Annotated in this window: 24 protein-coding genes; all 24 read left to right on the forward strand. The window is 51.4% G+C overall.

Annotated elements, in window-relative coordinates; genetic code table 11:
- Positions 1-38 precede the first annotated feature (38 nt).
- The 24 genes from fliE (at position 39) to QWY20_RS01240 (ending at position 23952) form a co-directional block, all read left to right on the forward strand.
- The gene (fliE, locus tag QWY20_RS01125) at positions 39-395 is read left to right on the forward strand and encodes a flagellar hook-basal body complex protein FliE (protein ID WP_330127194.1); all 357 of its coding nucleotides are present in this window, start codon (positions 39-41) and stop codon (positions 393-395) included.
- 17 nt (positions 396-412) lie between these two features.
- Entirely contained in the window at positions 413-2113 is a 1701-nt protein-coding gene (gene fliF, locus QWY20_RS01130; protein WP_330127195.1) for a flagellar basal-body MS-ring/collar protein FliF, read from the forward strand.
- The gene (gene fliG, locus QWY20_RS01135; protein WP_330127196.1) at positions 2106-3137 is read left to right on the forward strand and encodes a flagellar motor switch protein FliG; all 1032 of its coding nucleotides are present in this window, start codon (positions 2106-2108) and stop codon (positions 3135-3137) included. Before fliF ends, fliG begins: the two co-directional genes overlap by 8 nt.
- 21 nt (positions 3138-3158) lie before the next feature.
- Positions 3159-4055 (forward strand): flagellar assembly protein FliH, encoded by an 897-nt coding sequence (fliH, locus tag QWY20_RS01140; protein WP_330127197.1) that lies wholly within the window; start codon positions 3159-3161, stop codon positions 4053-4055.
- A complete protein-coding gene (fliI, locus tag QWY20_RS01145; RefSeq protein ID WP_330127198.1) occupies positions 4052-5398 on the forward strand; it encodes a flagellar protein export ATPase FliI in 1347 nt (448 codons plus the stop codon). Before fliH ends, fliI begins: the two co-directional genes overlap by 4 nt.
- A gap of 6 nt (positions 5399-5404) precedes the next feature.
- The gene (gene fliJ, locus QWY20_RS01150; protein WP_330127199.1) at positions 5405-5851 is read left to right on the forward strand and encodes a flagellar export protein FliJ; all 447 of its coding nucleotides are present in this window, start codon (positions 5405-5407) and stop codon (positions 5849-5851) included.
- A 100-nt stretch (positions 5852-5951) separates the two neighbouring features.
- Positions 5952-7883: a flagellar hook-length control protein FliK gene (locus QWY20_RS01155; protein ID WP_330127200.1), complete on the forward strand. Its 1932-nt coding sequence runs from the start codon at positions 5952-5954 to the stop codon at positions 7881-7883.
- A gap of 84 nt (positions 7884-7967) precedes the next feature.
- Positions 7968-8486 carry a flagellar basal body-associated protein FliL gene (gene fliL / locus QWY20_RS01160; RefSeq protein ID WP_330127201.1) on the forward strand — a complete coding sequence of 173 codons (519 nt, stop codon included), beginning with the start codon at positions 7968-7970 and terminating at the stop codon, positions 8484-8486.
- A gap of 12 nt (positions 8487-8498) precedes the next feature.
- Positions 8499-9587 (forward strand): flagellar motor switch protein FliM, encoded by a 1089-nt coding sequence (gene fliM / locus QWY20_RS01165; protein WP_330127202.1) that lies wholly within the window; start codon positions 8499-8501, stop codon positions 9585-9587.
- A 3-nt stretch (positions 9588-9590) separates the two neighbouring features.
- Positions 9591-9977 (forward strand): flagellar motor switch protein FliN, encoded by a 387-nt coding sequence (gene fliN / locus QWY20_RS01170; protein ID WP_330127203.1) that lies wholly within the window; start codon positions 9591-9593, stop codon positions 9975-9977.
- Complete coding sequence (gene fliO, locus QWY20_RS01175) at positions 9977-10537, forward strand: flagellar biosynthetic protein FliO (protein ID WP_330127204.1); 561 nt, start codon at positions 9977-9979, stop codon at positions 10535-10537. The genes fliN and fliO overlap by 1 nt, the downstream gene beginning before the upstream one ends.
- A 9-nt stretch (positions 10538-10546) precedes the next feature.
- Positions 10547-11293: a flagellar type III secretion system pore protein FliP gene (gene fliP, locus QWY20_RS01180; RefSeq protein ID WP_330127205.1), complete on the forward strand. Its 747-nt coding sequence runs from the start codon at positions 10547-10549 to the stop codon at positions 11291-11293.
- Position 11294: 1 nt separating this feature from the next.
- Complete coding sequence (gene fliQ, locus QWY20_RS01185) at positions 11295-11564, forward strand: flagellar biosynthesis protein FliQ (protein ID WP_091341823.1); 270 nt, start codon at positions 11295-11297, stop codon at positions 11562-11564.
- A gap of 12 nt (positions 11565-11576) precedes the next feature.
- A complete protein-coding gene (fliR, locus tag QWY20_RS01190) occupies positions 11577-12350 on the forward strand; it encodes a flagellar biosynthetic protein FliR (protein ID WP_330127206.1) in 774 nt (257 codons plus the stop codon).
- A 9-nt stretch (positions 12351-12359) separates the two neighbouring features.
- Positions 12360-13496 carry a flagellar biosynthesis protein FlhB gene (gene flhB / locus QWY20_RS01195; RefSeq protein ID WP_330127207.1) on the forward strand — a complete coding sequence of 379 codons (1137 nt, stop codon included), beginning with the start codon at positions 12360-12362 and terminating at the stop codon, positions 13494-13496.
- A gap of 100 nt (positions 13497-13596) precedes the next feature.
- On the forward strand, positions 13597-15699 hold the full coding sequence (gene flhA, locus QWY20_RS01200) for a flagellar biosynthesis protein FlhA (RefSeq protein WP_330127208.1): 2103 nt from the start codon (positions 13597-13599) through the stop codon (positions 15697-15699).
- 10 nt (positions 15700-15709) lie between these two features.
- A complete protein-coding gene (flhF, locus tag QWY20_RS01205; protein ID WP_330127209.1) occupies positions 15710-17107 on the forward strand; it encodes a flagellar biosynthesis protein FlhF in 1398 nt (465 codons plus the stop codon).
- Positions 17100-17984, forward strand: coding sequence for a MinD/ParA family protein (locus tag QWY20_RS01210; protein ID WP_330127210.1), 885 nt, complete (start codon positions 17100-17102; stop codon positions 17982-17984). The genes flhF and QWY20_RS01210 overlap by 8 nt, the downstream gene beginning before the upstream one ends.
- On the forward strand, positions 17981-18700 hold the full coding sequence (locus QWY20_RS01215) for an RNA polymerase sigma factor FliA (RefSeq protein WP_330127211.1): 720 nt from the start codon (positions 17981-17983) through the stop codon (positions 18698-18700). The genes QWY20_RS01210 and QWY20_RS01215 overlap by 4 nt, the downstream gene beginning before the upstream one ends.
- A gap of 50 nt (positions 18701-18750) precedes the next feature.
- A complete protein-coding gene (cheY, locus tag QWY20_RS01220) occupies positions 18751-19134 on the forward strand; it encodes a chemotaxis response regulator CheY (RefSeq protein ID WP_330127212.1) in 384 nt (127 codons plus the stop codon).
- Positions 19135-19160: 26 nt separating this feature from the next.
- Positions 19161-19922 carry a protein phosphatase CheZ gene (locus QWY20_RS01225; protein WP_330127213.1) on the forward strand — a complete coding sequence of 254 codons (762 nt, stop codon included), beginning with the start codon at positions 19161-19163 and terminating at the stop codon, positions 19920-19922.
- 13 nt (positions 19923-19935) lie between these two features.
- Positions 19936-22089 (forward strand): chemotaxis protein CheA, encoded by a 2154-nt coding sequence (locus QWY20_RS01230; protein ID WP_330127214.1) that lies wholly within the window; start codon positions 19936-19938, stop codon positions 22087-22089.
- Positions 22090-22100: 11 nt separating this feature from the next.
- Positions 22101-23216 (forward strand): protein-glutamate methylesterase/protein-glutamine glutaminase, encoded by a 1116-nt coding sequence (locus tag QWY20_RS01235; protein WP_330127215.1) that lies wholly within the window; start codon positions 22101-22103, stop codon positions 23214-23216.
- Positions 23209-23952, forward strand: a complete 744-nt coding sequence (locus tag QWY20_RS01240; RefSeq protein ID WP_330127216.1) for a flagellar motor protein — start codon at positions 23209-23211, stop codon at positions 23950-23952. The genes QWY20_RS01235 and QWY20_RS01240 overlap by 8 nt, the downstream gene beginning before the upstream one ends.

Below are 23952 nucleotides of genomic sequence, written 5' to 3' on the forward strand. Positions count from 1 at the left end.
CCTCTGTGAAGAACATTTTTTTGACAGAGGGTATCGTCATGCAAATCAAAGGTCCGGGAGTGTCGCTGTACAGTCAGATGCAAGCCATGGCACAGCAGGCACGTGGCCCGCAGCAGGCTCTGACAGTGCAACGACTTGAGCCCCATGCTGTCTCAGGTGTCAGCTCCAGCCAGAGTGACTTTGGCGCCATGCTCAAGGGAGCGATTAACCAGGTCAATTCATTGCAGACAGAGGCGGGAGTGTTGCGTGACCATGTTGAACTGGGAACTGGCAATGTCACCATCGCGGAAGCCATGATCGCTGCCTCCAAATCCTCCATTGCTTTTGAAGCCACCGTGCAGGTGCGCAACAAAGTGGTGGAAGCCTACAAAGAAATTATGACGATGCCGGTGTAAGAGCTAAGGGGTAAGCTGTGGCAGAGAATCAATCCACCGAACTGGCGTTAAGCGGCGACGATTTTAACTCCGGTGATCAACAAGAACAAAAGTCAGGCTTTCTAAGCAATCTGGGTGGTACCGACTTATTGCGTCAGGTTACCATGATTATTGCATTGACCATTTGTCTGGCGATTGCGCTGTTGATCATTTTATGGGCCCGCCAGCCGGAAATGCGACCGCTCGGTACCTTTGCCACCGAAGAGCTTATTCAAACCCTGGACCATCTTGACAGTCAGCGGGTGAAATACCGGCTGGATGGCAATGTGATTTTTGTGCCTGAGGATCAGTTCCAAAGCATACGCCTTGGCATGTCTCGGGCGGGTTTAGCGCAGGAACCCTCATCCGGTACCGATATTCTGATGCAGGACAGTGGTTTTGGCGTCAGTCAGCGACTTGAGTCTGAGCGCTTAAAGCATAGCCGTGAACAGCAGCTGGCACGCACCATTGAAGAGCTGCAAAGTGTATCCAGAGCCAGAGTGTTGCTGGCCATCCCGCCGGAGAATGTTTTTGCCCGCCGTGAACGTTTGCCTTCGGCTACGGTATTGATTACGGCCCGTGGTGGTCGGGTAATTCGTGACAGCGAAGTAGACGCGATTGTCGATATTGTTGCTTCAGCCGTCCAGAACTTGGATCCTTCCAGAGTCACGGTCACCGATCAGAATGGCCGCCTGCTTAACAGCGGCTCACAGGACATGGCTTCTGCCAGAAAGCGGCGGGAATACGAGCTGGAGCGGGCACGGGAAGATGAGTACCGTCAACGTATTGACAGCATCCTGATGCCGGTGCTGGGGATTGGCAATTACACGGCCCAGGTTGATGTAGTGATGGACTTCACCACACTAGAGCAAACTCAGCAACGTTTTAATCCGGACTTACCGGCCATTCGCAGTGAAATGAGCATTGAAGAAAGCAGTGTAGGTGGTTTAAGTGGCGGTATTCCTGGGGCATTATCCAATCAGCCGCCGATGCCTTCGGCTATTCCGGAGGAAGCAACCGGTGGTGGAGCCACTCCCATAGTGCCTGGCCGTAATCACCGTGAAACCACGCGCAACTTTGAACTGGATACCACCATCAGCCACAGCTCGCAGCAATCGGGTGTGATCCGTCGGGTCAGCGTGTCTGTGGCTGTGGACTATAAACTTGCTCCGAATGAGCAAGGCGAGATGGTTCCGCAACCCAGAACCCAGGCTGAGTTGAGCAATATTCGTCGTTTATTGCAAGGCAGCATCGGCTACGACGTCCAGCGCGGTGATAGCATTGAAGTGGTATCAGTACCCTTTATGAGGACGGAGCTGGAAGCTGAACCAATCATTTATTTCTACCAGGAAGAGTGGTTTTTGCGCTTGACCCGTTTGTTGATTGCGGGCCTGGTTATCATCGTGCTGATTTTGTCGGTGGTGCGGCCGATGCTGCGTAAACTGATCTATCCTGAAGATACCAAGGATGCGTATGATGAAGATGCCTTGGGTTCAGGTCTGGATTTAGGTGATGACACCATTGATATGCTGAAATCCAGCTTTGATGAAACAGCCGTTGGCTTTGCTGAGGATGGCACCCTGATGTTGCCAGACTTGCATGGTGATGAAGATTTACTGAAAGCAGTGCGCGCTCTAGTCGCGAATGAACCGGAATTATCGGCCCTGGTGGTCAGAAACTGGCTGGAAGAAGATGACTGAGAATAATGACAAGCCAAGCTTTGATGTTGGTAAGCTCGATGGCGTCGAAAAAGCTGCGATTTTGCTGCTGAGTTTATCGGAAGAAGATGCTGCCCAGATCCTAAAACACCTGGAACCAAAACAGGTGCAAAAAGTGGGTACTGCGATGGCGCAGATGACCGATCTGAATCAGGCAAAAATCTCTGCGGTGCATCGGCTGTTTATCGAGCAGATCCAGAACTTCAGCACCATAGGCTTCCAGAGCGAAGAGTTTATTAAGCGCGCCTTGACCGCGGCGCTGGGTGAAGAAAAAGCAGCCAACCTGATTGATCAGATTGTACTGGGCGGCAGTGCTAAGGGTCTGGACTCGTTAAAGTGGATGGACTCCAAGCAGGTGGCGAATATCATTCGTAATGAGCACCCGCAGATCCAGACCATCGTCTTGTCGTATCTGGCCCCGGAGCAGTCGGCTGAGATTTTATCGCAGTTCTCAGAGAAAGTACGGCTGGATCTCACCATGCGTATTGCCAACCTGGAAGAAGTGCAGCCTGCAGCCTTGCAAGAGTTGAATGAAATCATGGAGAAACAGTTCGCTGGCCAGGCTGGTGCGCAAACCGCCAAGATGGGCGGCCTGAAAGCGGCTGCCGACATTCTGAACTACCTGGATACCAATATTGAAGGGCAGTTGCTGGATTCTATCCGGGAAAATGACGAAGAAATGGCGCAGCAAATCCAGGATCTGATGTTTGTGTTTGAAAACCTGATTGATGTTGAAGACCGGGGCATTCAGACACTGCTGCGTGAAGTGGAACAAGACATCCTGATGAAGGCGTTAAAAGGTGCGGATGATGCCCTGAAAGAAAAAATCTTCAGCAATATGTCGAAGCGTGCAGCCGAATTGCTGCGCGATGATTTGGAGGCGATGGGGCCGGTTCGTGTCAGTGATGTGGAAGCCGCGCAAAAAGAAATTCTGGCGACGGCACGGCGACTGGCGGATGCGGGCGAGATCATGCTTGGTGGTGGTGGTGGCGATGACTTCCTGTAATTCTGCACAGCGGCACTGGCTATGAGCTCAGATCAGTTCCGTTATAAGCGGCCATTCTCACCGGATGCCAGTACCCTGGAGCAGTTGAAAGAGTGGCCAAGCCCTGATCTTTCAAGCGACATGCGTAAGTATGAAAAAACCAATGCGCTGAATAAAGTAAGGCCTGAACCTAAAGCGTCCGATGCAGCTGAGCCGGCTCATGAAGAAGATGTGAGCATCAAGCCACTGACTGCTGAGCAGATGGAAGAGCTGCGTCAGCAGGCCTATGAAGCGGGCTTCTCGGAAGGTAAAGAAGATGGGTTCGCCAAAGGCTACGAAGAAGGGCGCCAGCAAGGTCAGGAAGATGGCGTGAAGCAAGGGCTGGCCGAGGGGAAAAAACTTGGCTTTGCCGAGGGGCAGCAGCAAAGCGAACAGCAATTTCAGGCGCTGGAGCAGCTACTGGACCAAATGCAGCAGCCATTGAAACAGCTTGATAAGCAAGTGGAGCAGGAGCTGCTGGCATTGGCATTGGCAATGGCCAAAGCCGTGCTGCAAACCGAAGTCCAGACCAACCAGCAGGTGATTCTCAGTGCCTTGCAACAGGCGATGGATGCTTTGCCGCTTCGCCATGGCAAGGTACAGATCAAGCTGCACCCGGATGATTTGGCCATTGTGCACCAGCACTACAGTGCCGAAGCGCTCAGTGAGCGAGGTTGGCAGTTGCTGGCAGAGCCGACATTAAGCCGCGGTGGTTGTCGGCTTGATACCGAACAATCCAGTGTCGATCGCACGGTAGAGCAACGCTTAGCAACGGCTTTAGCCCACTTTATACACCAGGAGCCGTCCCAAGACGATATCAGTCAGGACGATACAACCAAAGACGATACAACCAAAGACGATACCGCTAAAGATGATAGTACAGAGGATCCTCCAGCATGACCTTATCATTGGCCGAGCGGCTCCGTCGTCAGCAGCAGTATATTCGCCACAGCCGACCATCGGTGTCGGGGCAATTGGTGCGGGTGGTTGGCCTCACACTGGAAGCCACTGGATGCAGTGCTGGCATTGGTCAAAGCTGCGAAGTGGAAACGGCGCAAGGGGTCCTGCTGGCCGAAGTGGTGGGCTTTGCGGGCGACCGTATTTTTCTGATGCCAAAAGATGATATCTCTGGGGTGGTACCTGGAGCCAAAGTGACACCGGTCTTGCATGAGCAAGGGGTGCCACTTTGCATGGGGTTGCTTGGCCGGGTGGTGGATGGTGCTGGTAAGCCGCTGGATGGCAAAGGGCCTATTGTCGCGACTGAGTTTGCCCGTCAGCGCAAAACACCGATTAACCCCTTACAGCGCCAACCAATCAGAACTCCGCTGGATGTTGGGGTGCGAGCCATTAATAGCGCCCTTACCGTGGGCAAAGGCCAGCGGATGGGGTTATTTGCAGGTAGTGGTGTCGGCAAAAGTGTGTTGCTTGGCATGATGACACGTGGCACCAGCGCTGACGTCATCGTGGTTGGGCTGGTGGGTGAGCGGGGCCGTGAGGTCAAAGAGTTCATCGATGATATTTTAGGTGAAGAAGGCCGTGAACGGGCTGTGGTGGTAGCTTCACCAGCGGATGTATCCCCGGTCATGCGCTTAAAAGGTTGTGAAACTGCCGTGCAGATTGCCGAGTATTTTCGCGATCAGGGGCTGGATGTATTGCTGTTGATCGACTCCATTACCCGCTATGCCCAGGCTCAGCGTGAAATCGCACTGGCTGTTGGCGAGCCTCCGGCAACCAAAGGCTATCCACCCTCTGTCTTTGCCAAATTACCCGCTCTGGTTGAGCGAGCTGGCAATGGTGCTGTTGGTAAAGGCTCCATTACCGGTTTTTACACCGTACTGTCTGAGGGCGATGATTTACAGGATCCGATTGCGGATGCGTCCCGCGCTATTTTGGATGGCCATATTGTCCTGTCACGGCAACTGGCCGATAGCGGTCATTTCCCGGCCATTGATATTGAGCAGTCGATCAGCCGGGTGATGCCGGCAGTGACCAGCATGGAACACCAACTGATGGCCCGGCAATTAAAACAACTGTACGCCAGTTACCGCCAGAGTAAGGATCTAATCGCCATTGGCGCTTATGTCAAAGGCAGTGATCCCTTACTGGACAAAGCCGTGGCGTTGATGCCTGCCATTAACCGCTTTTTGCAGCAGGGGATGAAAGAGGTGGTGCCTTATGATGAAAGCTTGCAGGCACTGACCAGTATCCTGCCATTACCGGCGCAAGCCAAAGCAACAGGGTAATTGGGTATGGCCAATAAACAATTGGAACTGCTGGTTAAAGTGCAGTTGGAGCGCGAAGAAAAGTTGCAGGCTAACTTTGTGCAGGCCCTGCAATTTACCCGGCAAGCAGAGCAGAAGTATCAGGGGTTGGCCGATTATCGCACCGATTACATTCAACAGAGCCAGCAGCAAGGCAGCATGGGGTTACAAAGCCGGCAGTACAATCAGTTTGTCAGCTTTATCGCTAAGCTGGATTTAGCTTTGCAGCAACAGGCCCAACAAATTCAGCAAGCTAAGGCGGTGCTGGAGCAGCGACGTCAGCAATGGTTGGCGATGCAAAAAAAGCGCAAAGCGCTGGAGTACTTGCTGGAGCAGCAAAAGCAGCACGCCATGAAAAAGGCCGCTCGCACTGAGCAGCTGCTGCAGGATGAAGTGGCAATGCAGCAGTTCGTTCGTCGACAGTCGCCACACTAAATCACCATTTTCTTATCATTTTGGCCCGGATTTTGAATAACCAGACAATAGGTTCCTACGTTTACCACCCCAATTAACCGAAGTTGTAAGGAGACGATGCATGGCAGATGCATTACACATGTTCTTGATGGCGGCTAGTCCCTTGCAGCTTGGTGGCAGCTTAGCAGCGAAAGCTTCTGACTTAGAGACATCTTCCCCCACCGAAGCTCAGCCATTTGCAATGCAGTTGGCTGAAGCCGGTGAGCAGCCATTGATACTGACAGAACGGCAAAAAGCTGCCGCAGGGACTTCGCTAACAGACACTGTGCCAGCTGAAGCGGTGAACTCTGAGGCATTGCAAGCCATTCTAACGGATGAGCAAAGCACCGCGGATGAAAAAGATGCAGCCAGAGCCTGGCTGGCTATTATTCGTGCCGGGCAGCAGGAAAAAGCTGGTATTACCTTGGTAGCTGTATCTTCGAAACCTGATGGCTTGGCTGGCAAAGAAAGTCTGGATGCAAAGTCAGAGCTACTCCAACAGCTTCGTGCCACTCTAGAGCAGGCTGCATCAGAGCAGCAGAATACTCAGGAGGAGGATGCTCAGGAGGCTGTACTAAAGAAGGCTGGGTCTCAGCTTGGTGAGCCCGGAGCGGCTAGCGCAGCGCCAAAGGTGCGCTCTGGGCTGATTAGTGAAACTGGAGGCGTTGCAGCAGCAGATGCTAAATCAAGCCCTGAGAGCCTCATCACCTCAGAGAATGCAAGCAATGAGAGGGAAGCGGATGCTGCTGCCGATATCTTAGTCACGGAGAAAGCTGTAAAAACAGCTGAAGCCTCAAAGCTAACCGCCGAGACAGCAGCGCCTGCGATGAAAGCCGATGCTAAGACAAGCAGTGCCGACAGTCTGCTCGTCAATACCATCAGTAATAAGATTGATGCCACTGCTGACGAACTGACAAAATCAGACGCCACTGACAGTTTGCCGGATGCAAAGACCACTTTGACAGGTAAAGCTGCATCAGTGGCTGAACAGGCGATCGCTGAAGGTATGGCCAAATCATTGACGAGTGGCGAGCTGTTAGTATCCACTCAGCGAAAAGCGCCCACAAACGATAGCAGTGGTGAAAGCAAGCCTGAGCCAAATAGCCTAGAGACGGATAGCATCTTGCAGTTACTGCAGCAAGAGGGCGATAAAGGCACTGCTACGCCATTGCAACCCAGCGGGGTATTCTCTGATAACATTAGTCCGATGCAAACGTTGGCTGCGGCTGTGCAAGCCCGAGCCGATGCCCAGATCAAGGTGGCTCAGGCGGCAACCCCATCAGGGGAGCAAAAATCAGGTGAACAAAAAGAGCAAAGCATGGCGAATACGATGCTCAGTGCCATGCAGCAAGCTCAGTCGGAGCAAAGCAAAGCGGCCGCTGAGCGTTTTGATGCTACTCCGGAGCCTGAGCATGTGCTGAGTGAAGAATTCCAGCAACGAGCATTAAACAGCCAGTCTGTCAGCAGTTTGGTGGGCGCAGGGCAAAGTAGCGCCTCTTCGGCGTTGGCAACCGCAGCCAGTACCGCACAAGTGATTCAAAGCCAGGGCAGCGCGGCTGTTCAGCCTGCCAGCCCATCGCCAACGGTAAGTGAGCTATTGAGGCAGCCACTGAATTTACTGGCAGCGGATGCATCGGGTCAGTTGCGCGAGCGGTTGGTGATGATGGTGCGAAATTCGGTGCACAGTGCTGAGATCAAGCTTGATCCGGCGGAGCTTGGCAGCATGCACATTCGGGTTAGCATGCAGCAGGATCAGGCCAGCGTGCAGTTTTTTGTGCAACAAGCCCATGCCAAAGAGATTCTGGAAGAGCAATTACCGAAGCTTCGTGACATGCTGGGTGAGCAAGGCATTGAGCTGGCAGATGGGCAGGTATCCCAGCAGCAACCGGGCCAGCAGCAACAGCAGCAAACTGCAGGGGGCAATGGCATGAACGAAGATGATACTAGTGCGATGCAAGAGCAGCGTTTACCGGTGGCAAAACCCAGCAACCGGCTGGTGGATTATTATGCCTGAACGGGTTTTTTGCATGGCCTCGAATTGCGATTCGGCCAGTCTGCGTTCACAATAGCAAACAAATGAGCAGGAATGAGGTCTGGCATGGCGAATGAGAGTGAGCTGAAAATAGCGGAAGGCAGCGGCAAGAAAAAGCTGTTGATTATGATTGGGGCTTCGGTTGTTATTTTGCTAATTGCCGTGGTTGCTGTACTGCTGCTGTTTTCATCGGATGATAGCGGATCTACTGCAACTGGTCCGGGTGCCGCAGTCAGCGCAGATGGTACGCCGGCAGCGCCAACAGGTACTGCTTATTACGTGCCTTTGCCCAGGCCATTTATTTTTAATGTACCAGGCAGCTCTCGGGATCGTTTGGTGCAAATCCGCGTGCAACTGTTGGTGCGTGGTAGCAACAACGATACCTTGGCGAAGCGGCACATACCGCTTATTGAAGGGACTTTGCTGCAATCTTTTAGCAGCGCCAATGCCGATGATCTGGTCACAGCAGCAGGCAAAGAGAGTTTACGCAATAAAGCTTTGAGCGATTTACAGCAAGAGCTGTTGAAAGTCACCGGGACAGTGGTGGTGGAAGAAGTCCTTTTCACCGGTTTTGTGATGCAATAAAAGGGTAGCGCCGTGACGGACTTATTGTCACAAGATGAAATCGATGCCTTATTACATGGTGTCGATGACATTGAAGAAGAAGAAATCGACGAAGGGGGGGAAGGCTCCGGTCGGTCTGCAACCGAGTACGACTTTTCCTCACAGGACAGGATCGTTCGTGGTCGTATGCCAACCCTGGAGTTGGTGAACGAGCGTTTTGCCCGTCATATGCGTATTAGTTTGTTTAACATGATGCGCCGTTCGGCTGAAGTGTCGATCAACGGTGTGCAGATGATCAAGTTTGGCGAGTACGTTCACACGCTCTTTGTCCCAACCAGCCTGAATATGGTGCGTTTTCGTCCGCTGAAAGGCACCGGCCTGATTACCATGGAAGCCCGTTTGGTGTTTATTTTGGTCGATAACTTCTTCGGTGGCGATGGTCGTTACCATGCCAAAATCGAAGGTCGGGAGTTTACTCCTACTGAACGCCGTATAATCCAGATGCTGTTGAAGTTGATTTTTGAGGATTACAAAGAAGCCTGGGCACCGGTGATGGATGTGTCATTCGAATATCTGGACTCAGAAGTTAACCCGGCCATGGCCAATATTGTCAGCCCGACCGAAGTGGTGGTGATCAGTTCGTTTCACATCGAGCTGGATGGCGGCGGCGGTGATTTTCATGTGGCTTTGCCCTATTCGATGCTGGAGCCGATCCGGGAGCTGCTGGATGCCGGGGTGCAAAGTGATAAGGAAGACACCGATCTGCGCTGGAGTAAGGCAATGCGCGATGAGATCATGGATGTTGAAGTGGATTTAACCACCAAGATGCTGGATGTCGACTTAACGCTAAAAGAAGTGATGGAGCTCAAAGCGGGTGATATTATTCCGGTGGAGTTGCCAGAGCATATTACCGTGTTGATTGAAGATTTGCCAACCTACCGCGCGAAGATGGGCCGTTCACGTGACAATGTGGCGCTCAAAATCATTGAGAAAATTAAACGACCGGAGTCGGTCAAGTCTGAATTGCATGTCTTTACCAAAGGCGGCCGCAGGCTGGATAGTGACGCCGATATCTCCGAACTGGAAGCCGATCTGAATTTGGCGGCGCGCAAAGAGGATTAAACAATGGCTGATGATAAAGAAACCATGGACGATTGGGCTGCTGCCATGGCAGAAGCTGAAGGCACCGACGGGGCTACCGCGGTGGAGCTGGATGAGTTAAAAGAAGACGCCCCGCCCTCAGGTGAGGACAAACTGAAGCTTGATACCATTTTGGATATTCCTGTTACCATTTCGATGGAGGTAGGGCGCTCCAAAATCAGCATCCGTAACCTGCTGCAATTGAACCAGGGATCCGTGGTGGAGCTGGAGCGGGTGGCGGGTGAGCCACTCGATGTGCTGGTGAATGGCACCTTAATCGCTCATGGTGAAGTGGTGGTAGTGAATGATAAATTTGGCATCCGTTTGACCGACGTGATTAGCCAGATAGAACGCATCAAGAAGCTGCGTTAATGCGTCGGGTTCTCGTCTATCCGCTTTGGGTTGCCTTGCTGCTTAGCAGTAGCTTGTTGGCCAGTGAACCGGAGCCACAGCCGGAAGTTGAGGCTGCTACGCAACTCGAAACTCAGAGCACTGCAGAGCTGGTTGCAGAACCTTTGCTTGAGGCCTCTGAACCGTCAGCAGCACAAGAGTCAGGCAGTTCGCCTTACCGCTTTGGCCAGGACAGAGCCGGTGGCGATCAGACCTTAAGCCGGGCTGGTTCGAGCTCAGGTCTTTCCCTGGGTAAAATCGTCATTTCTCTGGCATTTGTGATCTTGATGGTGTTGATGCTGGGCTGGGCCTTCAAAAAATTGACACTGCGCATTCCTGGCAGCCAGCATATGAAAGTAATTACTACCATTCCGCTTGGGCCAAAAGAGAGGTTGTTAGTTATTGAAATACAAGGAAAACAGCGGGTTTTAGGGGTGACGTCCCAGCAAATAAATTTCCTGTTTGAGCTCAATGAACCCTTACCGGAAGAAAAGTTGGCATCAGAATTTCATAGTCAGTTGCAATCGTGGATGAAAAAGTAAAAATGCTCTATGTTGCGACTTATTCTGGTGTTGCTGGCGCTTGGCCTTAGCCCTGCTGTTTTTGCTGATGTCGGCACCCTGCAGGCCATCAGTGTTACCACCAACCCGGATGGTTCCCAAGAGTACAGCGTAACGCTGCAAGTGCTCGCCATCATGACCGCGCTGAGCTTTATCCCGGCGATGGTGATTATGATGACCAGCTTTACCCGCATTATTGTGGTGTTGGCCATTTTACGCCAGGCTATCGGTTTGCAGCAGTCCCCCTCGAATCAACTGCTGATTGGTATCGCCCTTTTTCTTACCTTTTTTATCATGTCGCCGGTATTAAATGAAATCAATCATCAGGCGCTGCAACCTTATTTAGCTGAAGAAAAAACCTCGCTCGAAGCCGTGCAGCAGGCCATGATCCCGCTCAAAGAGTTTATGCTGCACCAGACCCGTCTGCGTGATTTGGATACCTTTGCCAGTATTGCCGGGGTAGAGGAAGTCGATAACTTGATGGATCTGCCAATCACGGTGATTATTCCGGCTTTTATCACCAGCGAGCTAAAAACGGCTTTTCAGATTGGTTTTATGTTGTTTATTCCCTTTTTGATCATTGATTTGGTGGTGGCCAGTGTGCTGATGGCGATGGGTATGATGATGTTATCGCCGATGATTATCTCGTTGCCGTTCAAATTAATGATGTTTGTACTGGTAGACGGCTGGATCCTGGTGATGGGGACCATGGCCACCAGTTTTGGATTGGGGACTTAACATGAGCCCTGAGGTCTTTGTCGATGTGCTGCGCGATGCGCTCTATATTGTGATTTTACTGGTCAGTGCCATTATTCTGCCATCGCTGTTTGTTGGCCTGATCGTGGCTGTATTTCAGGCGGCCACCTCCATCAACGAACAAACCCTGAGCTTTTTACCCCGCTTGATTGTAACCATCCTGGCGCTGATTTTTGGTGGCCACTGGCTAACCCGGGTGATTATGGATTTCACCGAAGGGTTAATTCTTAGCATTCCCTCTGTGGTTGGCTGAGCAGGGCCGGTTATGGAATTTCACCTGAGCCTGATTATGCAAACCCTGGCCGATTTCTTACTGCCGATGGCCAGGGTGAGCGGTGTCTTTATGATTATGGCAGGCTTGGGTACCCGCAATGTGCCGATGCGGATCCGCGTGTTATTGACGGTCGCTTTAACCGTGATGATTATGCCGGTGATCCCACCGGTGGCGAATCCTGAGCTGATGTCATTTCAGATGGTGCTGCAAGTGATGCAGCAGGTGACCATTGGCTTTGCCATTGGCTTTATGACATTGATTTTTATCAATACCTTTATCATTGCCGGTCAGGTACTGGCGACCCAAAGTGGTCTGGCGTTTGCGTCTATGGTGGACCCGGCCAGCGGTGTCAGTGTCCCTGCTATTGGTCAGTTTTACCTGATCCTGGCAACCCTGTTGTTTTTTATTTTTGATGGCCACCTGATCACCATTCAGATGCTGGTGATGAGTTTTGATACGCTGCCGATTGTGGATGCCTGGTGGTCAGCCTTGCAGATTTGGCAAATTATGGAATTTGCCGGCTGGATGTTTGCCACGGCGTTGTCGATTACGCTGGCACCTATTATCGCCATGCTGGTGGTCAATCTGTCGTTTGGTATCATGACCCGGGCGGCACCACAGCTGAATATCTTTGCCATTGGTTTCCCCATTACCATGTTATCGGGTCTGTTGATCCTGTGGTTAACGCTGGATACCTTCCTTATTCATTACGGCATTCAGTGGCAGTTGACGCTGGATTACACCTGCCGAGTTATTGGTTGTTAAGGAGCAGCTATGGCCGAAAGTTCCAGTGGTGGTGAAAAGACCGAACAGCCCACCCCCAAAAAGATTCAGGATGCCCGCAAAAAAGGCCAAATTGCCCGCTCTAAAGATTTGGGAACAGCCTTTGTATTGATCAGCAGTGCAGTGGCTTTGCTCTTATTTGGCCCCATGCTGGCAGGCAGGATGCTGACGATTGGCAAGCGTATGTTTACCTTACAGCCCAAAGATATCTTTGATAGCCAGTCGATGTTTTCCGCCTGGGGCGAGATTATGCAGTTATTGCTGCCACCCATGTTGATTATTTTTTCCTTTGTCTTAGTCGCTGCTTTTGTGGGCAATTGTTTGCTGGGTGGTTTTAATTTCAGCTGGGAGGCGGCTGGCCCCAAAGCCAGCAAAATGAGCCCAATCAAAGGGTTTCAGCGGATGTTTGGCATGCAAGCACTGGTCGAGCTTGGCAAAAGTATTTTAAAGGTGCTGGTGGTAATCGGCATGGCACTTGGCCTGCTCAGTTTATTTTTCCGCGACATTATGACGCTCTCTGTGATGAGTGCACCGAACAATATTGAAGATGCGCTATGGATCCTCGGCTGGATGTTCTTTGGCTTGTGCTGCAGTGTGATTATTATCGCCCTGGTGGATGCGCCTTATCAGGCCTGGAAGCACAACAAAGAGCTGATGATGACGCTGCAGGAAGTGAAAGACGAGCATAAAAACATGGAAGGGGATCCGAAAGTGAAAGCCCGTATCCGCCGCACTCAGATGCAGATGTCAATGAAACGGATGATGCAGGAAATTCCTTCGGCCGATGTCATTGTGACCAACCCGACCCATTACTCGGTTGCGCTTCGTTACAAGCAAGGCCGTGATCGAGCCCCCGTAGTGGTGGCCAAAGGCATTGATATGATTGCCATGCAAATTCGTAAAGTTGCCAAAGAGCATAAAGTGCCCTTGGTAGAGTCTCCCGCTCTGGCTCGGGCGATTTACTACACCACAGAGTTAGATCGCCCGATCCCGGATGCACTCTTTTCAGCCGTGGCTCAGGTGCTGGCTTATGTGTATCAACTGAACCTCTTTGTTAAAGGACGTGGTAAGCGGCCTCAAAAGCTAAGCAAAGAGCTGCCAATACCAAGCGATTACTTCTACGAATAACTGTTTTTACTGCCATTTTCCAAAGGATTTGTGAGCTTCCGACAAGTTGGAGCATTTTTTGCTTTTGTCCTGATAGCGCCAAAATTTTGTTGGGACGAGCATGCAGTTAGCCAGTTATTTCAATCGATTCGATCGCACCAAGTTGAACCACCTGAAAGGAGTGGGCACGCCATTTTTGATTATGGCGGCTTTGTCGATGGTGGTGTTGCCGTTACCTCCTTTTCTGCTGGATGTATTGTTTTCATTCAATATTGCGCTCGCATTGGTGGTGCTTTTAGTCACCATTTATACCCTAAGGCCGCTTGATTTTGGTATTTTCCCAACGGTATTGCTGGTGGCAACTATTATGCGCCTGGCTCTGAACGTCGCCAGTACCCGGGTGGTGTTGCTGGAAGGACATGAAGGCGGTGATGCGGCTGGTAAAGTGATTGAAGCCTTTGGCTCTGTGGTCATCGGTGGCAACTATGCGGTTGGTTTGGTCGTATTTTTTATTCTGATCATTATCAACTTTGTGGTGATTACCAAGGGTGCTGGCCGGATTGCTGAAGTTACCGCCCGCTTTACCCTGGATGCGATGCCAGGCAAGCAAATGGCGATTGATGCGGATTTGAATGCGGGTCTGCTTACCCAGGAAGAGGCCAGTGCACGTCGGGATGAAGTGACGCAAGAAGCGGATTTTTATGGTTCGATGGATGGTGCCAGTAAGTTTGTCAAAGGCGATGCTATCGCCGGCATTGTGATCCTGGCCATTAACCTGATTGGTGGGCTTTTTATCGGCATGATTCAGCATGGTCTGAGCTTTGGCCAGGCGGTGGAAGTCTACACCCTGCTCACCATTGGTGATGGTCTGGTCGCGCAAATCCCAGCACTGTTGTTATCCATCGGTACCGCCATCATCATTACCCGTCAGAATCGCTCCGAGGATATGGGCAAACAGTTTACCGGTCAGTTGGCCAATATCCGGGTGTTGTTTATTGCGGCTGGCGTGCTGTTGTTGATGGGCATTGTGCCAGGTATGCCTCATTTCTCATTTATCTCGCTGGCGCTGCTGATAGGTGGTGTTGCCTATTTCCTGCAGCGCAAAGAGCAGCAACAAGTGGCAGAACTGGTGACCCGTGGGCCTGAGCCGGATAGTCGTCAGGAAGCTCAACCCATGAAAGAGATCGGCTGGGATGATGTGCAACCGGTCGATACCATTGGCCTGGAGGTGGGTTATCGCTTAATACCTTTGGTGGATAAATCGCAGGGCGGAGAGCTACTGACCCGCATCAAAGGTGTTCGGAAAAAGCTATCGCAAGAGCTGGGCTTTCTGATCCCTGCAGTGCATATCCGTGACAACCTGGACTTAGAGCCAAACAGCTACCGGGTGTCTTTGATGGGGGTGACCACTGGTGAGGCTGAGCTGCGGCATGACCATGAGCTGGCAATCAATCCAGGCCAGGTGTTTGGCACGGTTAAGGGCATTGCCACCCGGGATCCAGCCTTTGGCCTGGAAGCGGTATGGATTGCCAAATCGCAACGTGAACACGCGCAAACGTTGGGGTATACCGTGGTAGATGCTGCGACCGTAGTCGCTACGCATTTAAGCCAGGTTCTCACCAACAATGCCGCTAGTTTGCTCGGACATGAGGAAGTGCAGAACTTGCTGGATATGCTGGCACGAACCTCCCCCAAACTGGTGGAAGGCCTGGTACCGGAAACTCTGCCATTGACCACTGTGGTGAAAGTACTGCAAAACCTGCTGAATGAAGGGGTGCCGATCCGCGACATGAAAACCCTGGTACAAACATTGGTGGAGTACGGTGCCAAGAGTCAGGATGTTGATGTGTTGACGGCAGCCTGTCGCATTGCCTTGCGTCGCTTGATTGTGCAAGAGATTGCGGGCAGTCAGCAAGAGTTACCGGTTATTACCTTTGCCCCGGAGCTGGAGCAAATGCTGCATCAGTCAATGCAGGCTGCCGGCAATGATGGCGGTGGTATCGAACCAGGGCTAGCTGAACGTATCCAGCAATCCCTGCAGGATGCCAGTCAAAATCAGGAACTGAGTGGCGAGTCTGCCATTTTACTAACGTCAAGTATTTTACGCTCTGTGATGGCACGATTTGTGAAGTACACCATTCCAGGGTTGCGAGTTCTGTCCTATCAGGAAATTCCGGATGACAAACAAATTCGTATTGTCAGCGTGGTAGGCCAGGCCAATTAGGAGATAGCCGATGAAAATTAAACGCTTTGTTGCCAAAGATATGCGCTCTGCGCTGGATGAGGTCAAAGAGTTCCTGGGGCCAGACGCCATTATTATGTCGAATAAGAAAGTGGCCGGAGGAGTTGAAATTGTCGCGGCTATCGACCCGGATGCCCAGCCGGCTGTGGTAGCAGAGCCAAAGAAAGCGATAGATACTGGCAGTGCCACCGTGTCAGCGCTGGCGGCCCGTCAAAGTGCCTTGCAGCAAAAAATGCGTGTTGAGCCAGCCATTGATGATGAAGCTGACTCACTGCGAGCCTTACTGGCCCGGCAGATGAGTAAGCAAGGCGGTCAGGTGGAGGCGGTAACAGCTGCACCAGCCCCTAAACCTGCACGGCAAGAAAGTCGGACCGAACGTCAAAACAATGGCGCTCACCCCTCCGTCAGTGTGCAGGAGTTAAGCCAGTGGCAGGAAAAGCAGCAGCAACAGCTGCAGTCTGAGTTTGCCGCCATGCGCAATGAAATGTTGTCGATGCGGCAGTTATTGCAGCACCAGGTATCCGGTTTGATGTGGCAAGAGTTGGCTCGTACCGAGCCGGTTCGGGCTCTGGTGATTGAGCAAATGAAGCAAATGGGCTTATCATCGGCCATGGCCGATCAACTGGCGTGCTTTATGCCGGAAGATATTTCCGAGAGCGAAGCCTGGGATACGGCTTTGGAACTGCTGGCCGGTCAGCTGAACACCGGAAATAACGATATTATGCGTAAAGGTGGCGTGGTGGCTCTGGTTGGTCCGACCGGCGTTGGTAAAACCACCACAGTAGCTAAGCTGGCGGCACAGTATGCCCGCAAACATGGCGCTGATCAGGTGGCCTTGATTACCACCGATACGTTTCGCATTGGTGCTTTGGACCAATTGTCGACTTTTGGTCGTATTATTGGCTGTCCGGTGCGTCAGGCCAACGACAGTGAAGAGCTGGCTTTGCTGTTAAAGCAATTTGCCAACCGTAGCCTGGTGCTGATCGATACCGCAGGGATGAGCCAACGTGATCTTCGTCTGGCAGAAAAACTTGCCGCTCTGGTGCAGGATTCTCTTGTAAAAATAAAGAGCTATTTGGTATTGTCTGCTACAGCACAGGCTCGTGTGATGCAAGAGAGCGTCGATCACTTCAAACGGATTCCATTATCAGGTTGTATTTTTACCAAACTTGATGAATGCTTAAGCTTAGGTGAAATCATCAATGCTGCGCTCCAAAATGCCTTACCGGTATGCTACCTGACCAATGGTCAACGTGTACCTGAGGATATACGCATCGCCCGGGCCGATGACATCGTAGCGCAAGCTGAAAAGCTACGCATCGCATACAGTAGTACGGCTTATCAATGGGAGGCCTCCATTGGCAGCCGAGCGGAAGGGGCCTATGCATAGTCATGAGCACATCGACGATCAGGCCGCAGGTCTGAGGACAATGAAAACGAACATGGTCAAAGTTATCGCAGTTACCGGTGGTAAAGGCGGCGTTGGCAAAACGAATGTCTCGCTTAATCTGGCTATTGCCATGGCGCAGCTTGGTAAACGCGTCATGGTGTTGGATGCTGATTTAGGCTTGGCCAATTGTGATGTCATGCTTGGACTTCGGGTGCACAAAAACTTGTCTCATGTGTTGTCTGGTGAAGCCGAACTGGACGATATTCTGATTGAGGGACCTGCTGGCATCAAAATCATTCCAGCCACCTCTGGATCGCAAAATATGACCGAATTAAGCCCGGCAGAGCACGCCGGTTTGATTCGCGCATTCAGTGAAATGAAAACCCGGGTCGATATCTTGCTGATAGATACCGCAGCCGGAATTTCCGATATGGTGATGAGCTTTTCCAGGGCGTCACAAGATGTACTGGTGGTGGTATGCGACGAGCCTTCATCCATCACCGATGCGTATGCCCTGATGAAAATACTCAGTCGCGACCATGAGGTACAGCGTTTTAAAATCATTGCCAATATGGTGCGTAGCTTGCGCGAAGGCCAGGAGCTTTTTGCCAAACTGACCCGGGTGACCGATCGCTTTCTGGACGTCAATCTGGAGCTGGTGGCCACCATTCCCTACGATGAAAATGTGCGCAAAGCTGCTCGTAAACAGCGTGCCTTTGTCGAAGCGTTCCCAAAAACCGGCGCCAGTCTGGCAGTGAAGTCGCTGGCCATGAAAGTCGTGAAGTGGCCAACTCCGGCAGGTGCCTCCGGCCACCTCGAATTCTTTTTGGAGCAATTGGTGCAGCAACCGGATAAAACCCAGCGAGGTTTGGCGTGAATGCAAAATTGTCTGCTTATGGTGCGGCGGATCAATTAAACCAACTGATTGAACGCCATGCGCCACTGGTGAAACGCATCGCTTATCATCTGTTGGCGCGTTTGCCTGCCAGTGTCCAGGTGGATGATCTGATTCAATCTGGCATGATTGGCTTGATGGAAGCTGCCAAGAACTTTGATGGTAGTAAAGGGGCCAGTTTTGAAACCTTTGCGGGGATCCGAATCCGTGGCGCCATGCTCGATGAGATGCGCCGCGGGGACTGGACACCGCGTTCTGTCCACCGCAATGCGCGATTAATCGCCGAGACCATTGCGGAATTGGAAGCAGAGCTTGGCCGAGATGTTAAAGATATAGAAGTTGCTGAAAAACTTGATATATCTTTAGATGAGTACCATCATATGCTAAGTGATGTCAGTAGTGGCCGGATCCTGGGAATTGAGGATTTGGGCGTTTCTGAAGATGTCCTGGTATCTGCTGATGAGCGAGCAACTGATCAGCTGTACGAAGCGCAGGCAAACGAAGCGTTTCAGCACAGTCTGATGCAGACCATCAGCAATTTGCCCGAGCGGGAAGCATTAGTGCTATCACTGTATTACAATGATGAGCTAAACTTGAAAGAGATCGGAGCCGTACTGAATGTCAGTGAGTCCCGGGTCAGTCAAATCCATAGTCAGGCGCTGGTTCGTTTAAAGTCCAGAATGCAGGATTGGTTGTAATTAATAGTTATTGAACATGTCCGATAACGATTTTCTCAGCGGAGGGGATTTTGGATAAGAACATGAAAATTCTGGTGGTTGATGATTTCTCCACCATGCGTCGAATTATTAAAAACTTGCTGAGAGATCTTGGGTTTACCAATGTATCTGAAGCAGACGATGGCAGCACAGCATTACCCATGCTGCAAGGTGGTGATTTTGACTTTGTGGTGACCGACTGGAATATGCCAGGCATGCAGGGCATTGATTTACTTCGGGCGATACGTGCCGATGCTAAATTGAAACACATCCCTGTATTGATGGTGACCGCAGAAGCGAAGAAAGAACAAATCATTGCTGCGGCTCAGGCTGGGGTGAATGGCTATATTGTCAAGCCATTTACTGCAGCTACCTTGCAAGAGAAACTATCCAAAGTGTTTGAAAGGATTGGATAAGCTGACGCAGACAAGGGAGTAATGCAATGTCCGCACTCACAGCACCATCCATTTCACTGGAGCAGGCCAAAGAATTGGTCCAGCTGCTTGAGATGGGTGAAAATGAAGCGGCTAATCAACTGGTACAGCAGATTGCCGTACCAGGGTCTGCAGAGCTTTTTTCTGAGGTCGGGAAACTGACCCGTCAACTGCACGATTCGCTGAAAAACTTCCAACTGGATCCATCGCTGAATAACTTGCTGGAAGAAGATATTCCAGATGCCAAAAAACGACTGAATCACGTCATCGATATGACCGAGCAGGCAGCCAATAAGACCATGGATGCCGTCGAGTCTTGCTTGCCGATTGCGGACCAGTTAGGTCAAAACCTGCAGAATATTTTGCCGGATTGGCAACGTCTGATGAGCCGGGATTTGAAAGTTGGTGAGTTTAAATCCCTGTGCCACAGTTTGAATGGTTTTCTCGACCAGGCCAATGCGGATGCTGGCACATTAAATAGCTTATTGACTGAAGTACTGATGGCGCAGGACTATCAGGATCTGACCGGGCAAATTCTGCGTCGGGTGATTGAGCTGGTCCGGGAAGTCGAAGACAGCCTGATTGGCTTGCTGACAGCCTTTGGTGAAAGCAACCCGGATCTACTGCCAGATACATCCAAACCAGCAAAAGTGAAGAAGCCGAAAGCAGCTGCCGAGGCCGAAGGGCCCATCATTGATGCCGCAGGGCGTGATGATGTGGTCACGGGCCAGGATGACGTGGATGATCTTTTGTCGAGTTTAGGGTTTTAAGAGGTGGCTAAGCATGAGCTTTGATATGGATGAAGACATTCTACAGGATTTTCTGGTGGAAGCCGGAGAGATTCTGGAGCTGTTGCAAGAGCAACTGGTAGAGTTGGAAAACAACCCTGAAGACTCTAACTTGCTCAATGCAATTTTCAGAGGTTTTCATACGGTCAAAGGTGGTGCTGGTTTTCTGTCACTCACTGAACTGGTCGATGCCTGCCATGGTGCAGAAAACGTATTCGACATTTTGCGCACTGGCAAACGCCAGGTTACCCCTGAGTTGATGGATGTCATCCTGCAAGCGTTGGATACGGTGAATGCCATGTTTGTAGAGGTGCAAAACCGTCAACCGCTGACCCCGGCCGATCCGGCACTGCTGGATGCCTTGCATCGCCTCAGTGAGCCTGACGATGGCAGCAGTGCACCAGTGGTAGCTCCTGCGGCTGTTACGCCACCGCCCTCTGCTCCAGCACCTGCAGCACCGGCGGCTGACTCATCTGACAGCATCGATGAAATGGATGAAGATGAGTTTGAGCGCCTGCTGGATGAATTGCATGGCGGTAAATCACCGGGCCAAAGCAGTGAACCAAGCCAGCCGCTGCTTGACCCGGACATGCAAGGCGATATGACCGACGAGGAGTTTGAGGCTATTTTAGACCAGCTGCATGGCAAAGGCAGTTTTAAAGCCGAGGCTGAACCCCCCAAACCTGCTGCCACGCCGGCTGCAGCAACGAAGTCTGCAGTGGCTTCTTCTCCGGCCAAAGATGATGAAATCACTGACGATGAGTTTGAGTCATTGCTGGATGAGTTGCATGGCAAAGGCAAATCGCCTCAGCCAGCACCAGCCAGTGCCGCGGCTGAACGTAAACCAGCACCTAAGGTGCCTGCGCAAGAGGCTGCAGCTCCAGCCTCTGCTGCTGTAGCAAAACCGGCACCAGCGGCTCCTGCAGCCCCCCCAGCAGCACAGCCTGAGACCACAGTGCGGGTCGATACTAAGCGTCTTGATGAAATTATGAACATGGTGGGCGAGCTGGTACTGGTTCGTAACCGCCTGGTAAGTTTGGCCACCAGCACCAAAGATGAAGAAATGGGCAAAGCCATTGCCAACCTGGATGTGGTCACGGCCGATATCCAGGGCGCAGTGATGAAAACCCGAATGCAGCCGATCAAAAAGGTGTTTGGTCGTTTTCCACGGGTGGTTCGCGATCTGGCACGTTCACTGAAAAAAGATATTACGCTGGAACTCGAAGGCGAAGAAACCGATTTGGACAAAAACCTGGTAGAGGCTCTGGCAGATCCCCTGGTGCACTTGGTGCGCAACTCGGTTGACCATGGTATTGAGATGCCCGATGTGCGTCAGGCTGCAGGCAAAGACCGTACCGGCCGGGTTAAACTGGCCGCTGAGCAGGCAGGCGATCATATTTTGCTGACCATCGAAGATGATGGGGCAGGGATGGATCCAGAAAAATTAAAAGGCATTGCCATCAAACGTGGCATTTTGGATGTCGACGCGGCTGCCCGCATGTCGGATACCGAAGCATTCAATCTTATTTTTGCACCAGGTTTCTCAACCAAAGAGCAGATCTCGGATATTTCCGGCCGCGGTGTCGGTATGGATGTGGTCAAAACCAAAATCACCCAGCTCAATGGTAGTGTGCATATCAACTCCCAGCTTGGCAAAGGCACCTTGCTGGAAATTAAGGTCCCACTCACGCTGGCGATTCTGCCTACGCTGATGGTGGTTGTTGGCAAGCAAACATTTGCCTTACCCCTTGGTACCATTGATGAAATTGTGCAGCTGGATTTGGCAAAAACCAACAATGTCGATGGTCAATTGACGATCATCGTACGCGATAAAGCCATCCCTTTGTTTTATCTGGAACACTGGTTGGTCAAAGGCTCCAGCAAAGCCGTGCGGCGTGAGCAGGGGCATGTGGTCATTTTGCAACTAGGTACCCAGAAAATTGGTTTTGTTGTCGACTCGCTGATTGGTCAGGAAGAGGTGGTGATCAAGCCACTGGACAACCTGTTGCAAGGTACGCCTGGTATGGCAGGTGCAACCATCACGTCGGATGGTGGTATTGCATTGATTCTGGATGTGCCGAGCTTACTGAAACACTACGCCCGTAAGTCGAAAATTAAACTTGAGCGATTTGCTAAAACTGCTAGCTAAGCGAGTACTGAATGGCCATAAAAGTTCTGGTGGTAGATGATTCCAGCTTTTTTCGTCGCCGCTTAACCGAGATTCTGAGCGGCGATGCTGAGTTGGAAGTGATTGATACCGCAAACAATGGCCAGCAAGCGGTTGAAAAAGCGATCGCTTTAAAACCCGATGTGATCACCATGGACATCGAAATGCCGGTGATGGATGGTATTACTGCTGTGCGTGAAATTATGCAGCAGCAGCGTACGCCTATTCTGATGTTCTCTTCACTAACGCACGAAGGTGCCAAAGCGACCCTGGATGCACTGGATGCCGGTGCGGTAGATTTTTTACCGAAAAAGTTTGAAGACATTGCCAGAGACAAAGACGAAGCGATATCGCTGTTGCGTCAACGGGTAAAAGCCGTGGCCAGGCGATTGCCGGGCCGCTCTTTAGCTTCAACCCGTCCGGCACTGACCCGCAGTGGTTTTGAACGGCCAAAATTGGCTGAGCGGTTAAAAGAAACTCCAGCTGTGAGCCGGCCGACAACCTCAGGCGCATTCAAAGCCAGTGGCAAGACCTATAAATTGTTGGCCATAGGCACCTCGACCGGTGGCCCGGTTGCTCTGCAAAAAATAATTACCGCATTACCTGCCAATTTTCCGCTGCCGATTGTGTTAATTCAGCATATGCCAGCTGCCTTTACTGGCGCTTTTGCCACCCGTTTAAATGGTTTGGCTAAAATTTCCGTGAAAGAAGCCGAAGACAATGATGTGCTAAAGCCTGGTGTGGCTTATCTGGCACCTGGTGGCAAACAAATGCTGGTTGAAGGTAAGGCAGATCAAGCTCGCCTGCGGATTATGGAGGATGACTCGCCACGGATCACCTTTAAACCCAGTGTAGATATCACCTTTGGCAGTGCCGCCCGCGTGTTCAGGGAGCAGGTGTTGGCTGTCATATTAACCGGTATGGGCTCAGATGGACGCGAAGGAGCCCGTCTATTAAAACAATATGGTTCACGTATTTGGGCTCAGGATGAGGCCAGCTGTGTCGTCTATGGCATGCCGCAGGCTGTTGCGGCAGCTGGGTTAATGGATGTCGAAGTCAGCTTGGCAGATACCGCCAGCAAACTGATAACTGAAGTGATGCATGGATAAACTTGCGCTGATCGGATTTTTTATTGCCATCGTTGGGGTGGTTGGTGGTTTTGCCCTGGAAGGTGGTTCTGTACTGACCTTATTGCATTTACCGGCCTTTATTATTGTGGTTGGCGGCACACTTGGTGCAGTGATGGTGCAAACCCCCTTCTCACAGTTTAAATTAGGTTTTCAGATCCTGCCCTGGGTGATTCGGGGACATAGCTTGCCGACCAACAGCATGGTTGATCGGATGATTGAATGGAGCAATGCCGCCCGTGCCAGTGGCTTTCTGGCATTGGAGAATACTGCACTGGAAGAGGAAGATCCTTTCGTGCATCGTGGTTTAAACTTGCTGGTCGATGGCGTGGATCCGAAGGTGTTACAGGATACGCTGGATGCAGAGCTGACCCTGGAGCGTGAACGGCTGCTGCGTGGCGCTAAGATTTTTGAAGCCATGGGGGGCTACAGCCCTACCATTGGTATTGTTGGTGCAGTGCTTGGTTTGATTCAGGCGATGGCAAATATTACTGACCCTGAAATGCTCGGCCTTGGTATTGCCACTGCCTTTGTCGCTACCATTTACGGCGTTGGTTTTGCCAATCTGATTTTCATTCCGGTGGGCAATAAACTAAAAAATCTGGTGCATTCACACACCTTGCATCACGAAATGATCATTGAAGGATTGATTTCTATTGCTCATGGTGAGAACCCTCGCACCATCGAACGCAAACTCAATGCTTATCGCGCAGGGTAA

Source organism: Alkalimonas cellulosilytica, assembly GCF_036325985.1.
Taxonomy (GTDB): domain Bacteria; phylum Pseudomonadota; class Gammaproteobacteria; order Enterobacterales; family Alteromonadaceae; genus Alkalimonas; species Alkalimonas cellulosilytica.

What these genes read in the sequence shown, in the direction of transcription:
- QWY20_RS01225 (WP_330127213.1), top strand. Translation starts at nt 19,161, where the DNA reads ATGTCCGCACTCACAGCACCATCCATTTCACTGGAGCAGGCCAAAGAA.
- fliR (WP_330127206.1), top strand. Translation starts at nt 11,577, where the DNA reads ATGGAATTTCACCTGAGCCTGATTATGCAAACCCTGGCCGATTTCTTA.
- fliO (WP_330127204.1), top strand. Translation starts at nt 9,977, where the DNA reads ATGCGTCGGGTTCTCGTCTATCCGCTTTGGGTTGCCTTGCTGCTTAGC.
- fliJ (WP_330127199.1), top strand. Translation starts at nt 5,405, where the DNA reads ATGGCCAATAAACAATTGGAACTGCTGGTTAAAGTGCAGTTGGAGCGC.
- QWY20_RS01155 (WP_330127200.1), top strand. Translation starts at nt 5,952, where the DNA reads ATGGCAGATGCATTACACATGTTCTTGATGGCGGCTAGTCCCTTGCAG.
- fliQ (WP_091341823.1), top strand. Translation starts at nt 11,295, where the DNA reads ATGAGCCCTGAGGTCTTTGTCGATGTGCTGCGCGATGCGCTCTATATT.
- QWY20_RS01230 (WP_330127214.1), top strand. Translation starts at nt 19,936, where the DNA reads ATGAGCTTTGATATGGATGAAGACATTCTACAGGATTTTCTGGTGGAA.
- flhF (WP_330127209.1), top strand. Translation starts at nt 15,710, where the DNA reads ATGAAAATTAAACGCTTTGTTGCCAAAGATATGCGCTCTGCGCTGGAT.
- fliL (WP_330127201.1), top strand. Translation starts at nt 7,968, where the DNA reads ATGGCGAATGAGAGTGAGCTGAAAATAGCGGAAGGCAGCGGCAAGAAA.
- fliP (WP_330127205.1), top strand. Translation starts at nt 10,547, where the DNA reads ATGTTGCGACTTATTCTGGTGTTGCTGGCGCTTGGCCTTAGCCCTGCT.
- flhB (WP_330127207.1), top strand. Translation starts at nt 12,360, where the DNA reads ATGGCCGAAAGTTCCAGTGGTGGTGAAAAGACCGAACAGCCCACCCCC.
- QWY20_RS01210 (WP_330127210.1), top strand. Translation starts at nt 17,100, where the DNA reads ATGCATAGTCATGAGCACATCGACGATCAGGCCGCAGGTCTGAGGACA.
- fliE (WP_330127194.1), top strand. Translation starts at nt 39, where the DNA reads ATGCAAATCAAAGGTCCGGGAGTGTCGCTGTACAGTCAGATGCAAGCC.
- QWY20_RS01235 (WP_330127215.1), top strand. Translation starts at nt 22,101, where the DNA reads ATGGCCATAAAAGTTCTGGTGGTAGATGATTCCAGCTTTTTTCGTCGC.
- flhA (WP_330127208.1), top strand. Translation starts at nt 13,597, where the DNA reads ATGCAGTTAGCCAGTTATTTCAATCGATTCGATCGCACCAAGTTGAAC.
- fliH (WP_330127197.1), top strand. Translation starts at nt 3,159, where the DNA reads ATGAGCTCAGATCAGTTCCGTTATAAGCGGCCATTCTCACCGGATGCC.
- QWY20_RS01240 (WP_330127216.1), top strand. Translation starts at nt 23,209, where the DNA reads ATGGATAAACTTGCGCTGATCGGATTTTTTATTGCCATCGTTGGGGTG.
- fliI (WP_330127198.1), top strand. Translation starts at nt 4,052, where the DNA reads ATGACCTTATCATTGGCCGAGCGGCTCCGTCGTCAGCAGCAGTATATT.
- fliN (WP_330127203.1), top strand. Translation starts at nt 9,591, where the DNA reads ATGGCTGATGATAAAGAAACCATGGACGATTGGGCTGCTGCCATGGCA.
- fliG (WP_330127196.1), top strand. Translation starts at nt 2,106, where the DNA reads ATGACTGAGAATAATGACAAGCCAAGCTTTGATGTTGGTAAGCTCGAT.